Origin of the sequence: Proteiniborus sp. (assembly GCF_040308045.1) — a bacterium.
Taxonomy (GTDB): Bacteria; Bacillota; Clostridia; order Tissierellales; family Proteiniboraceae; genus Proteiniborus.
This window is the reverse complement of the sequence record NZ_JAWRHZ010000067.1, coordinates 59010-72086: the sequence shown is the minus strand read 5'-3', so window position 1 is coordinate 72086 and position 13077 is coordinate 59010. Positions and strand designations below refer to the sequence as shown.

Here is a 13077-nt window from a genome sequence, read left to right as displayed (position 1 = left end):
AATAGCTGGATAATAGGCGATATGGAAACAGATATTGAAGCAGGTAAAAGTGCAGGTTGTAAAACAGCAAAGATTGGAGAAGAAAGCTTAAGTTCAGATATAAATGGTAAGGATTTAGAAGAAGTAGCACAGAAAATAATACAATAAAAGGCAGGAAAAATTAAGCTTATATAGAATATACTATAAATAACACCTGCCTAAACGAAAAGTTACGCCATAAGTTGTCTGAATATTCTGCAATATGTTACACGAATTATAAAACAATTCATTGTATTTATCAAAAAAACATAGCCTACAAGCTTGTATTCGTTCTATGAAACGTTAAACTACTTATCTTTAGGAAAGAATATAAGACTCTACTATTGATTTGTTATCTAGACAAATAGGCTTGTAGAATAGTTCGCTATTACGGAAATGTTTTCAGAATACAATAATATATTCAATAATATAATATAAAAAAATTTATCAGATGTCCATCCTTGCTCTATAACTATATCAAGATATACACAGTTATAAATAGCTACAGTTGGCATAACAGTTGCAATGATAATATGTGTCAATAAGTAAGAGGGAGCTGTAACAATGAAAACAATTAACTGTAGTGATACTAAGCTTTTTTTTGTAGGACATGATACTGTAGAACTGGCAAATAAATATGGAACACCATTATATGTACTTTCTGAAGATATCATAAGACAAAGATGCAGAGAGTTAAAAACAAATTTTTTGCATAAATATAAAAATACTAAGGCAGCTTATGCAAGTAAGGCTTTTCTTACAATGACTATGTGTAAAATAATAGAAAGTGAAGGTCTGTTGCTTGATGTTGTATCAGGTGGAGAACTTTATACTGCTATGAAGGCTGAATTTCCCATGGACAGGGTTATGTTTCATGGGAACAATAAATCCTATGAAGAACTTGAAATGGCTATTGATAAAAATGTAGGAAGAATTGTAGTTGATAGCATAGATGAAATTCACATTTTAGAAGAAATAGCAAATATAAAGCAAAAGAAAGTGAAAATTTTAATTAGAGTATCACCAGGTGTAGAGGGAAAAACACATAAATACATATCTACAGGACAAAAAGATTCAAAATTTGGTATACCCTTGGTAAAAGGGATTATTGATGAAGCAGTGTGGAGAGCTATCAAATCTAATAATATAAGACTTATGGGATTTCATTTTCATTTAGGCTCAAATCTTTATGATAAGAATGTATACTCATTGGCAGTAGAAATATTAATAAATCTAATAAAATGGATCTATGACGAATTCGGTTTTGTTACAAAAGAACTTAATACTGGAGGAGGCTTTGGAATATATTATAATGAGACAGATGATGTCAAAGAACTTGCATATTATACAGATGCAATAATGACAAAAGTATCCTCATATTGCAATAAGTTAGGTATAGATATACCTACTATTATTATTGAACCTGGCAGATGGATAGTAGGAGAAGCCGGGATTACTCTTTACAGGGTAGGAACAGTTAAAGATATACCAAATGTCAGAACTTATGTAAGTGTGGATGGTGGACTACCAGACAATCCAAGACCAGCATTATATAATGCCAAATACGAGGCCATAGTTGCAAACAAATGCAACCTTAAGCCTAGCAAATTAGTAACTATTGCAGGAAAGTGCTGTGAAACAGGAGATATACTTATATGGGATTTAATGGTGCCAAATATTGAAAGGGGTGATATCCTAGCCGTTTTAAGTACAGGAGCATACAATTACTCTATGTCTAGTAATTATAATAAGCTACCGAGACCTGCCATAGTACTCTTAAGTAAAGATAAAGAGCATGTAATTGTAAGAAGAGAAACATATGATGATTTAGTTTCAAAAGAGAGTATACCAGAGGGATTGTAAAATTTTAAGGAGGGGGAAAATGAAAAGAATATTAGCCTTGATACTAGCATTACTAATGCTACTAGTTGGCTGTACAAAAGGGGAACAGAATAAACAAGTAGCTGTTGACAAACCTACAGAAGGCGAGCAATCTGAAGAGGTTACTAATATAAGTGATGTAGTACAGGAATATAGAACAGTTTATGCTGGGGAGATAACAACAATAAATTATCTAGTTACTGCAACTACTTCGGAATTTGCACTGGCAGCTAATTTTGTTGATACACTAATTGATTATGACAGATACGGAGTTCCACAGCCTTGCTTAGCTACTGAATGGAATACTTCAGATGATGGTTTAGTTTGGACATTTAAGCTTAGAGAAGGAGTTAAGTGGCTAACTCATGATGGAAAAGAATACGCAGAAGTTGTAGCCCAAGACTTTGTAGATGCTATGAAGTACATTTTAGATAGCAACAATGAGTCCAAAACTGCAAACATAGCATATTCAGTTATTAAGAATGCCGAAAAGTTCTATAATGGAGAAATTATAGATTTTAATGAAGTAGGAGTTAAGGCTTTAGATAAATATACTTTAGAATATACATTAGAAAAGCCTACTCCATATTTTCTATCTATGCTTACTTATGTATGCTTCTTTCCAGCCAATGGACAATATCTAAGTGAAGTAGGAGATAGGTTTGGCACAGATAATACTACTATGCTGTATAATGGTGCATACATCATGGAAACATTTGAACCACAAACTAGAAGAGTACTTGTAGCAAATGAGAGTTATTGGGATAAAGAAAACATTCATATCAAAAAAATCATATCTACTTACAACAAAGAAGCAGGCACATTGGCTCCAGAGCTATTATTACGTGGGGATATAGATTATGCAGACATTTCTTCATCGATTATTGATGGTTGGATGAAGGATTCTACAAAGGCAGCAATGGTGCGTCCTAATAGAACAGGATTCTATACTTACTTTTATGCTTTCAATTTTGACCCACAATTCCCTGCAGAATATGAACCGGAAAACTGGAAGAAGGCAGTAAATAATCTAAACTTTCGTAAATCGTTATTTCATGCTCTTGATAGAAAAGCTGCTATGTTAACAGCAGAGCCTTATGATCCAGAAAAGAGAATTTCCAACACTATAACTCCTAAGAATTTTGTTGATTTAGATGGCTTAGATTATACCCAGCTTGGAAGCTTATCTAACTTTGCAAATACTGACTCCTTTAATGAAAGTTTAGCACAAGAATATAGAGATAAGGCTACGGAAGAACTAAAAGGAAAGGCTACATTCCCTATTAAGGTTCTAATGCCTTATAATACAGGTTCCACTGAATGGGCAAATCGTGCACAAGTAATAGAGCAGCAGATGGAAAATCTATTAGGAACAGACTATATAGATATAATCATAGACCCTAAACCACCTACAGGCTTCTTAAAAGAAGTAAGGCGTTCTGGAAATTATGCATTCTTAGAGTGTAACTGGGGACCAGACTACGCTGACCCTGAAACATATACAGATCCTTTCTATCCTGGAGGAACTTATAACTGGCCTGAGTTAGCAGAAGGCTATGTTGAAGCCAATGGAAATACTAAGTATCAGAATATGGTAGATGCTGCTAAGGAAGAAGTATTAGATATAGAAAAACGTTATAATCTATTTGCTGAAGCAGAGGCGTTTTTCATAGACCAAGCTTTTGTAATACCATATGCATTAGGTGGAGGTGGTTACTCAGCTTCCAAGTTAAATCCATTTGAGTCACCATATTCACCATTTGGAGTCTCTGCTGAAAGATTTAAAGGACAGAAGATTATGGAGAAACCTATGAATTCAGAAGAATTTAGTGCAGAACTTATAAAATGGGAAAAAGAGCGAGCTGAAGCTTTAAAGGCAGCTAGGAATTAGACCAGTTGCTGAACAGTAGTTAAACGGTAGTTAAGCGGTAGTTTAACGGTAGTTAAGCAATCGTTAAACTACCGTTATACCATCGCTACACTATTGTTACACTATCGTTAAACTATTGTTAAATTATGTTAAAAGGGGGAGGGATATGATAAAGTACTCACTTAAAAGACTATTTCAATCTTTAATCACACTACTTATTATTATTACAGTAGTGTTTCTTCTAATGAGGCTTATGCCTGAGGAGGGGTACTTTGGAAGTGGATATGAAAAATTAGACGAAACACAGAAAGAAGCAATCTTAACTAGCATGGGACTTAGAGACCCTTTGCATATACAATTAGGTAATTTTTATAAAGCTCTTTTATCAGGAGATTTAGGTACATCAATAATCTATAGACCTAAAGTACCTGTCACAGAAATACTTAAAACTAAAATTCCTTACTCATTATATTTTGGCTTAGCAGCTATGGGAATATCTCTTTTTGCAGGAATTTTCCTAGGAATAGTTATGGCACGAAGTAAAAGTAAACTTTGGGATAAACTTGGCACAGGATATATTGTGTTCATAAATGCTGTTCCTGCGGCAGTATATTATTTGTTTTTGCAGCTATATGTTACAGATATTTTTAAACTTCCAATTCTATTTAGTCCTGACAAGCCTGTTAGTTGGATTTTACCAGCTATCTCCATGTCCTTAGGTAGTACAGCTTCTTATGCAATGTGGATGAGACGTTATATGGTAGATGAAATAAACAAAGATTATGTAAGGTTAGCAAGAGCAAAAGGATTAAGAGATAAAGGTATTATGGTAAAGCATGTTTTTAGAAATGCCTTCGTTCCTATGGCTCAGTACTTACCCACATCATTACTATACACCATTTCAGGTTCTATTTATATAGAGTCTCTATACTCAATTCCTGGTATGGGTGGATTATTAGTTGATGCTATACAAAGACAAGACAACTCATTGGTGCAGGCTTTAGTTCTTATATATTCTTCGATAGGTATAATCGGTTTATTATTAGGAGATATACTTATGGCAGTCTTTGATCCTCGAATAAACCTACAGAAAAAGGAGGGTGCTAGATAATGGGTAGTAAAACAATAAATAAATTGGCAGATAGTTTAAATGAAAATTTATTTGAATTTGCAGGATATGATGATGAAGCAGCTAAACGTGCAGGCTATTCTAACTATTCTTATTGGCGCTCTACTTGGCAGGTTTTTACTCAAAATAAAATTGCAGTATTTTTGCTAGTACTAATTATAATAATTTTGGCATTTACAATAATTCAACCATATTTACCAGGTCAAAAGCTTCCCACTAAAATATATATTGATGAAAGCACAAAAATGCAGCTTAGAAATCATCAGCCAGATATTGAATTCTGGTTCGGAACTAACTCTATTGGACAGGATCTTTGGTCTCGTATATGGAGTGGTACAAGGACATCACTACTAATAGGAATAGTAGTAGGATTATGGGAAGCAATAGTTGGGATTATGATAGGAGCTTTATGGGGATATGTAAGACGCTTAGACCGTGCAATAACTGAGATTTACAATGTTATAAACAATGTACCTACTACTATTATTCTAATACTCCTAACATATATAATGCGGCCTAGCTTAACTACAATGATTTTTGCAATGTGCATGACAGGATGGTTAGGCATGGCACGTTTTGTACGTAATCTTATAGTAATTATTAGGGATAGAGAATATAATTTAGCATCAAAATGTTTAGGTACTCCAACTAGAAGAATTATAACTAAAAATTTACTTCCCTATTTAGTTTCGGTTATTATGCTTAGAATGGCACTAGCTATTCCAGCAGCAATAGGATACGAAGTTTTCCTAACATATATTGGTCTTGGCTTACCAGTTAGCATTCCATCTCTAGGTAACTTGATTAACGAGGGCAGGGCTCTTATGATGGATTCATCCTTACGTTATCAGTTGATTTTTCCAGCCATAGTTCTTTCTATTATTACTATATCATTTTATGTAATGGGTAATGTGTTTGCAGATGCAGCAGATCCAAGAAATCATGTTTAGGAGGTGCACTATGGCAGACAAAAAAGTTATTTTATCAGTAAAAGACCTAGTAGTTAAATTTAAACTACGAGGAAGGGTTTTAACAGCAATAAGAGAAGCATCTCTTGATCTTTATGAAGGTGAGAGCCTAGCAATAGTCGGGGAATCTGGCTCAGGAAAATCTGTATTTACTAAAGCTTTTATGGGACTTTTAGACAGTAATGGATGGATAGATAGTGGAAGCATAATTTATAATGGAGAAAATATAGCAAAATTCAGAAAAGAAGATGATTGGATAAAAATCAGAGGTAAAAAAATAGCTATGGTTTTTCAAGACCCTATGACATCCTTGAATCCTCTTAAAATTATAGGCAAACAAGTTCAAGAAGCAGTTGAGCTGCATCAAGGCATAAAGAAGGAAGAGGCAAAAAAAATAGTAATCGAAATATTAAATGATGTAGGCATACCAGAACCTGAAAAAAGATATAATCAATATCCACACGAGTTTTCTGGAGGAATGAGGCAAAGAGTTGTTATAGCCATAGCAGTAGCTTGTAGACCAAATATACTTATTTGTGATGAGCCTACTACTGCATTAGATGTGACAATACAAGCTCAAATACTTAGTCTTTTGAAAATGTTAAAAAAGAAATATAATTTAACTACTATATACATTACTCATGATTTGGGAGTTGTGGCAAATGTAGCAGATAGAATAGCTGTTATGTATGCTGGTGACATTGTAGAGATTGGAACCTGTGAAGAAGTCTTTTATAATGCACAGCATCCATACACCTGGGCACTGCTCTCATCACTTCCTCAGCTAGGTGTTAAAGGAGAGCCTTTACATTCGATAAAAGGTACACCTCCAAATCTATTTCATGAAATAAAAGGAGATGCTTTTGCTCCTAGAAATCCAAGAGCCCTTAAAATTGATTTTGTAGAAAGGCCACCTTATTTTACAGTAAGCCCTACTCATAAAGCAAAGACTTGGCTATTAGATTCACGTGCTCCAAAAGTTGACCCACCTGAATCCATTAAAATACTTCGCCAGCAATGGGGGTTGAGCGAAAATGCTTAATAATGATAGAGAAATATTATTAGAAGTTAAGAACCTTCGTGTGGAATTTGGTAAAAGAAAAAGGAACAAATTTGTAGCCGTAAATGATGTCAGCTTTCATATATATAAAGGAGAAACCTTTGGCCTTGTAGGAGAATCTGGCTCAGGGAAAACTACTATAGGAAGAGCTATTATCAGATTAAATGAAACTGCTGGTGGAGAAATATACTTTAAAGGACAGAAAATAAATGGAGATATAGACAAAGAATTAGACAAAGAATTGACTAGAAAAATTCAAATGATATTTCAAGATCCTATGTCTTCTCTAAATGAAAGAGCAAAAGTAGATTATATAGTTTCAGAAGGCTTATATAATTTGAAGAATTATAAAAGTGAAGGAGAAAGAAAAGAAAAAGTTGAAAAGGCTCTTTTAGATGTTGGATTGTTGCCTGAATTTTTGAGCCGTTTTCCTCATGAGTTTTCAGGTGGGCAAAGACAGAGGATTGGAGTTGCTAGAACCTTAGTTATGGAGCCAGAGCTAATAATAGCTGACGAGCCAATATCAGCATTGGATGTATCTATTAGAGCACAAGTACTAAATCTTTTATCAGAGCTTCAAAAAAAGAAAGGATTAACGTATCTTTTCATAGCTCATGACTTATCTGTTGTACGCTTTATAACAGATAGATTAGCAGTAATTCATAAAGGAAAAATAGTGGAAATGGCAGATACAGAGAAGCTTTTTAGAAATCCACTACATCCTTATACACGTGCACTTTTATCTGCTATACCATTGCCAGATCCTAGGGCAGAAAAGAACAAAGTATTAGAGGTATATGATCCAAGCATACATGATTATAAGAATAATTCCCCAAAATGGATAGAGATAGAAAAAGGGCACTTTGTCTTAGGTAACGACAAAGAACTTGAAGAATATGGTAAAATACTAGGGAGAAATTAATATGCTGAGAGTAGTGAGAGGTGAGCAAAAATGAAATTAGCTTTAGTAACTAGTACAATAGCCCCTTTAATGTCAGAACCAAGATTTAGTACAGAAAAAGCAGATGAGGCTCTATGTGGCATGATTCTAGAGATTCTAGAGAAACTTCCCAATGGTTGGTATCATTGTATGACAAGCTATAGATACAAAGGATATGTTCATGAAAGCTATATATCTATAGATACAGAAAAGACTAATAAGTGGAAGGAAGAAGCCAAAAACATAATTAATCATAGATATGTAGATGTTATGGCTGCGCCTAAATATCAGTCTTATGCTATTCATAATGTTGTTAGAGGTTCAATAATTAAATTAACTGATAAAACTTTTGATGTATGGTCAAAGATAATATTACCAGATGGCAGAGAAGGATGGGTAAAGTCAATATATATAGGAAAATACTTAACTTCCCATAAGAACATACAGGAGGAAGTGTTAAGAAATAACCTAGTTAATACTGCACTAGATTACTTAGGAACCCAATATAGATGGGGTGGCAAATCACACCTTGGTATAGATTGTTCAGGCTTATGCTCTATATCATACTTTATAAATGGCTCAATTATATACAGAGATGCTCAAATAAAAGATGGATTTGACATGAGAGAAATACCTAAAGAAAAATTTAAAAAAGGAGATCTGATTTTTTTCCCTGGTCATGTTGCTATGTATTTAGGTGACCATAAATACATACATTCTTCTTCAAGTAACAATGGAGTACGGATTAATAGCTTAAATCCAGATCATCAAGACTATAAAGAAGATTTGGCAAAAACCATAATCAAATGTGGTTCTATTTTCTAAACGAGCATTAGCCTAACTTTGCTTAGATGTCTATAAATAGGGGGTATGCCAATGGATAATTATAAGAACTTTAAGAATTTAAAAGAAATTTCGTTTAGGGAGATAAATCTTATCAATAAAGATGAAGACTTCTATAATGGATTTGGTAGAGATGTATATATAAACAATAAAAGAGAAATAATGCTAGAAGAAAATAATCTAGAAGGCACATATGAATCTCCAATAATAAATACTTTAGTCTTTAAAGACTTAATAGGTTCTTGGAATGCAGAAGCTGCTAATAATAGTGAAATAGAATTTTTCATCCAGGTTAAGCAGGGAGAAGAGTGGTCAAGATGGTTTTCCTATGGCAAGTGGTGGTCTAGTGGCAACATTGGAAGCATAAATAATCAATACGATCATGTGGCCATTATGGACGTAGATTTAATTAAGGTATTATCAGAACATGGAGCCAATGCCTTTAGATATAAAATAAATCTTAAAAGAGAAAGCATAACTATTACAAGTCCTAAAGTAAAGTTAATAGCAATTACTTTAAACTTAAATAAAATAGAATTACAAGCCTACAAAATTGACAGGGATTGGGAAATGGAGTTAGACCTGCCTCAGCGCTCTCAAATGATTGTCCCTAATATAGGTAATGTAATCTGTAGCCCTACAGCCTTGTCAATGGTTTTGGAATATTATGGATATGTCGAGGAAACTAAAAAAGTAGCAAAGGGTGTATTTGATAATGGCGCAGGGATTTATGGAAACTGGTCATACAATGTAGCCTATGCAGGCTCAAAAGGTTTCATTGCATATGTGGCAAGATTCACTGATTTAGATCAAATAAAGGCTATGATTAGCCAAGGGAAACCCCTAGTCGCTTCCATAAGGACTAATGCTGCAGAAGAGCTTCAAGGGGCACCGCAGGCTTATCCAAGTGGACATTTAATAGCCATAAGAGGATTTATGATAAAAGATGGAATTGAATATATTATAGTAAATGACCCAGCAGCATTAGACGATGAAAGTGTTAGAAGAGAATATTTAAGTGAACAGTTTCTAAAGGCTTGGAATGGTGTTGTGTATTGTGTGTTTCCGAGGAATCAGACAATTGAGAATTAAAAACCCAAACTATCATTTTGAGACGAACAGTATAAGCTGACATGCATTTTGTCATCCTGAACGAATGTTGAGGCTATGCATTAGAAAGCTATGTATAATAATTGTTCAACAACGATCTAACTACTGTTCAACTATTGTTCCACAGCTGTTCAAAATCATAAAAGGGAGGAAATATAATGAAAATTTTTATATCTGTAGATATGGAAGGAATATGGGGAGTAGCTTCACCAGCTCATGTAAACAGTGATACAAGTGAATATCAACGCATGAGAAAGCTTATGACAAAAGAAGCCAACATAGTAATTGAAGAAGCCTTTAAAAATGGAGCTACAGAAGTAATAGTAAATGATTCACATGATAATATGGATAATTTGTTAATAGAAGAATTAGACCCAAGGGCTCAGCTAATAAGCGGCTCTCCAAAGCCACTGAGCATGATGCAGGGTATAGACAATACCTTTGACGGCATTATTTTCATAGGTTACCATACAAGATGTGGTACACCAAATGGAGTATTTAATCATACATATATGGGGACAACAATATCTAGAATATTCATAAACAGAAAAGAAGTTGGAGAATGTGGAATAAATGCAGGAGTTGGAGGATATTTTGGAGTACCTGTAATAGCTATTGCGGGAGATGATTTGTTGGCATCTCAGGCTCTAGAAGAAATAGGAGGCATAGAAACTATAGTAGTTAAAAAAGCTGTAGGCAGATATGTGGCGCACAATCTATCCTACAACGACTTAAAGAAAACATATGAGCAAAAGCTAAAAAAAGTATTTTTAAATATTGGAGATTATCCAATAGTAGAATACGAAGGGAATATTACTATGGATATAGAATTTATGATAGAGGTTAAGGCAGAAAATGTAATGCTATTACCACAGGCTAAAAGAATTAATGAAAGAACAATTAGAATAGAATCAGAGGACTATCTAGAACTATTTATGTTGTTTAGAACATGCATGGTTTTAGCAGGAGCTATTCGATAGATTATAATTATTCAAGGGGGTGACCAAGTAGTCATTCCTTTTTAATTTGTAATCTTATCTATTAATATTTATTAAAATACTAACAGAGTGATTGAATATTAGAATGTTTTATTATAATATCTAAATTAAAGGAATTTTAACACCTAGAAATTTGTTAGAACTTTCGATATTAAAGGAAGGAGAAATTACTATGAGGAAAGAGAAAATAAAAAGAATCATCATTACAGTTTTAGCAATAGCTGTGTCATTGATTACAATAGAAAGGCTCTATAATAGCAGAGCTGAATTTCAGACAACTGCAAAAGATGCAACGTATTATGGAATATTAGATGCAAAATATACTTCTAGGGAAAAGTCAAAAGATTTTGAGTTTTTGCATAATCTTTTAGAAGAAAATTATCCTTTCTTTAGAGTAAACGAAAGACTAAATAATATAAATTGGTTGGAAAATAAAAATAGGTATAAAAGAATAATAAGAAATACGGAAAATGATGCTGAATATTTTGTGGCTTTAAACAATATATTAAAAGAATTAGATGATGATAATACATATATTTTGACAGGAGATTTATATAGGCGTAATTATAAACATTATTTTCCTAACAGGCGCGAAATCTTTCATTATGAAAGGTCTATTGCTAGATACGACTTTGATGGTGATATAGGGAATATACAACTAGACCCCAATAATAACTTTATATTTCATAATGGACCTGTTTTAGAGACTAAAGTATTAATAGAGGACAAATTAGCATATATGAAAATTGAGGCAATGTCTTATTATCATATTGATGAAGACTATCTTAAAATAAAAAGCTTTTTAAAGGAAGTAGAAGATTATGATAAGCTTATTATAGATATAAGAGGTAATTCTGGTGGATGTGATGAATATTGGACAAATATTGTACAACTGCTAATTGACGATGTACATAGTGCTGAGTACTATTCATTTTTTAAACAAAATGCTAAAACAGTATATGATATTTTTAAAGTTCCTTCTATCTATACAATAAGGGACTTAGATGAGAAAGTTCTACAGCAATTTCCACCAGAAATAAAGACAGATTTTAACTTTTATAAAATTAACCAAGTTCAAATTGCTCCTAAGGAAAATGTGAAATTCAGAGGTAAGGTTTATTTATTAGTAGATAGGGAGGTTTATTCATCTGCTGAAAAGTTTGCAGCTTTTTCTAAAGATACAGGCTTTGCTACTTTAGTTGGAGAGACTACAGGTGGAGGTATGACTTTTGCAGATGTTCCAATGACTTACATGCCATTAAGTGGATTCATAGTTAATTATAGTAGGGAATTAGTTCTAAATGCTGATGGTTCCATAAATATGGAAACAAAGACTATTCCACATATGGTAGTAGATGATTCTATTCCTAATGAGGATTTTAATAAGGATAAATGTATTCAAGCAGTTATAGAAGATAAGATATAAGAAAAGCGTTCACAGCGAAACGAGGTGCGAAAATGCTTATTGAAAGTATACATTCCTGCTATGCAGATACAAAAGCAAATGTATCTGTAGTTTTAAAAGACTTAACTAATGATAAATGGATTTATACATTAGACGAAAATAGAGCTGTTTCATCTGCTAGTACTATAAAGATACTTATAATGATAGAGGCATTAAGGCAAGTTTTAGAAGGAAAACTCCAGCTTAATGATAAAATAAAAATAAAAGAAGAAGATAAGGTTAATTTTAGTATAATAAAAGACTTAACTATAGATGTATATAACTATATAGATATCATAACTCTTATGATAATAGTAAGTGACAACACTGCTACTAATATAATAATCGATTTATTAGGCTATGATAATATTAATAATACAGCAGAAAAGTTAGGCCTTAAAAACACTAAACTATCTAGGAAGATGATGGACTTTAAATCTATAAAAGAAGGAAGAGAAAATTATACTAGCGCCATGGATATGGCAATATTGATGGAAAACATATATAAAAAACAGATAATATCTCCAGATATGTGTGATTTAATGATAGATATATTAAAAAAGCAAAAATACAAAGACTGTCTAGGTAGATTTCTTTTAGAAGATGTAGATATAGCTCACAAAACTGGTGGACTTAAGAATCTAAGCCATGATGTAGGAATATTCTATTTAGATAATATAGACTATCTCTTAGGTGTATTTGTTACAGAAGCAGAGAGTGATATAGAAGCTAAAGAGATAGTCGGGAAGGTTTCTAAAGTGGTTTTTGATTATTTTCGAAAAAGCTTCGAAGCATCATAAGATAGCCTTATGAAAT

The 13077-nt window shown here is 33.0% G+C and carries 12 protein-coding genes; all 12 read left to right on the top strand.

All coding sequences use genetic code 11. From position 1 onward, the window contains the following. Positions 1-9 precede the first annotated feature (9 nt). The gene (locus ABV008_RS16000) at positions 10-147 is read left to right on the top strand and encodes an HAD hydrolase-like protein (protein ID WP_502929798.1); all 138 of its coding nucleotides are present in this window, start codon (positions 10-12) and stop codon (positions 145-147) included. A gap of 435 nt (positions 148-582) precedes the next feature. After that, the gene (lysA, locus tag ABV008_RS15995; protein ID WP_352420847.1) at positions 583-1881 is read left to right on the top strand and encodes a diaminopimelate decarboxylase; all 1299 of its coding nucleotides are present in this window, start codon (positions 583-585) and stop codon (positions 1879-1881) included. A 19-nt stretch (positions 1882-1900) separates the two neighbouring features. Beyond that, positions 1901-3790 (top strand): peptide ABC transporter substrate-binding protein, encoded by a 1890-nt coding sequence (locus ABV008_RS15990; RefSeq protein WP_352420846.1) that lies wholly within the window; start codon positions 1901-1903, stop codon positions 3788-3790. Between the two features lie 145 nt (positions 3791-3935). Then, entirely contained in the window at positions 3936-4880 is a 945-nt protein-coding gene (locus tag ABV008_RS15985) for an ABC transporter permease (RefSeq protein WP_352420845.1), read from the top strand. Continuing rightward, positions 4880-5848, top strand: coding sequence for an ABC transporter permease (locus ABV008_RS15980; RefSeq protein WP_352420844.1), 969 nt, complete (start codon positions 4880-4882; stop codon positions 5846-5848). The genes ABV008_RS15985 and ABV008_RS15980 overlap by 1 nt, the downstream gene beginning before the upstream one ends. A gap of 10 nt (positions 5849-5858) precedes the next feature. Then, complete coding sequence (locus tag ABV008_RS15975; RefSeq protein ID WP_352420843.1) at positions 5859-6908, top strand: ABC transporter ATP-binding protein; 1050 nt, start codon at positions 5859-5861, stop codon at positions 6906-6908. Further along, a complete protein-coding gene (locus ABV008_RS15970) occupies positions 6901-7848 on the top strand; it encodes an oligopeptide/dipeptide ABC transporter ATP-binding protein (RefSeq protein ID WP_352420842.1) in 948 nt (315 codons plus the stop codon). The genes ABV008_RS15975 and ABV008_RS15970 overlap by 8 nt, the downstream gene beginning before the upstream one ends. A gap of 30 nt (positions 7849-7878) precedes the next feature. Beyond that, positions 7879-8691 carry a C40 family peptidase gene (locus ABV008_RS15965; protein WP_352420841.1) on the top strand — a complete coding sequence of 271 codons (813 nt, stop codon included), beginning with the start codon at positions 7879-7881 and terminating at the stop codon, positions 8689-8691. Positions 8692-8742: 51 nt separating this feature from the next. Further along, positions 8743-9801: a C39 family peptidase gene (locus ABV008_RS15960; protein WP_352420840.1), complete on the top strand. Its 1059-nt coding sequence runs from the start codon at positions 8743-8745 to the stop codon at positions 9799-9801. 176 nt (positions 9802-9977) lie between these two features. Next, positions 9978-10799 carry a M55 family metallopeptidase gene (locus ABV008_RS15955; RefSeq protein WP_352420839.1) on the top strand — a complete coding sequence of 274 codons (822 nt, stop codon included), beginning with the start codon at positions 9978-9980 and terminating at the stop codon, positions 10797-10799. A gap of 190 nt (positions 10800-10989) precedes the next feature. Further along, positions 10990-12243 carry a S41 family peptidase gene (locus tag ABV008_RS15950; RefSeq protein ID WP_352420838.1) on the top strand — a complete coding sequence of 418 codons (1254 nt, stop codon included), beginning with the start codon at positions 10990-10992 and terminating at the stop codon, positions 12241-12243. A 32-nt stretch (positions 12244-12275) separates the two neighbouring features. After that, on the top strand, positions 12276-13061 hold the full coding sequence (locus ABV008_RS15945) for a serine hydrolase (protein WP_352420837.1): 786 nt from the start codon (positions 12276-12278) through the stop codon (positions 13059-13061). Positions 13062-13077: the final 16 nt, after the last annotated feature.

Coding starts and splice junctions, on each gene's coding strand:
- ABV008_RS15975 (WP_352420843.1), top strand. CDS start 5,859: ATGGCAGACAAAAAAGTTATTTTATCAGTAAAAGACCTAGTAGTTAAA.
- ABV008_RS15970 (WP_352420842.1), top strand. CDS start 6,901: ATGCTTAATAATGATAGAGAAATATTATTAGAAGTTAAGAACCTTCGT.
- ABV008_RS15950 (WP_352420838.1), top strand. CDS start 10,990: ATGAGGAAAGAGAAAATAAAAAGAATCATCATTACAGTTTTAGCAATA.
- ABV008_RS15945 (WP_352420837.1), top strand. CDS start 12,276: ATGCTTATTGAAAGTATACATTCCTGCTATGCAGATACAAAAGCAAAT.
- ABV008_RS15990 (WP_352420846.1), top strand. CDS start 1,901: ATGAAAAGAATATTAGCCTTGATACTAGCATTACTAATGCTACTAGTT.
- lysA (WP_352420847.1), top strand. CDS start 583: ATGAAAACAATTAACTGTAGTGATACTAAGCTTTTTTTTGTAGGACAT.
- ABV008_RS15980 (WP_352420844.1), top strand. CDS start 4,880: ATGGGTAGTAAAACAATAAATAAATTGGCAGATAGTTTAAATGAAAAT.
- ABV008_RS15985 (WP_352420845.1), top strand. CDS start 3,936: ATGATAAAGTACTCACTTAAAAGACTATTTCAATCTTTAATCACACTA.
- ABV008_RS15965 (WP_352420841.1), top strand. CDS start 7,879: ATGAAATTAGCTTTAGTAACTAGTACAATAGCCCCTTTAATGTCAGAA.
- ABV008_RS15960 (WP_352420840.1), top strand. CDS start 8,743: ATGGATAATTATAAGAACTTTAAGAATTTAAAAGAAATTTCGTTTAGG.
- ABV008_RS15955 (WP_352420839.1), top strand. CDS start 9,978: ATGAAAATTTTTATATCTGTAGATATGGAAGGAATATGGGGAGTAGCT.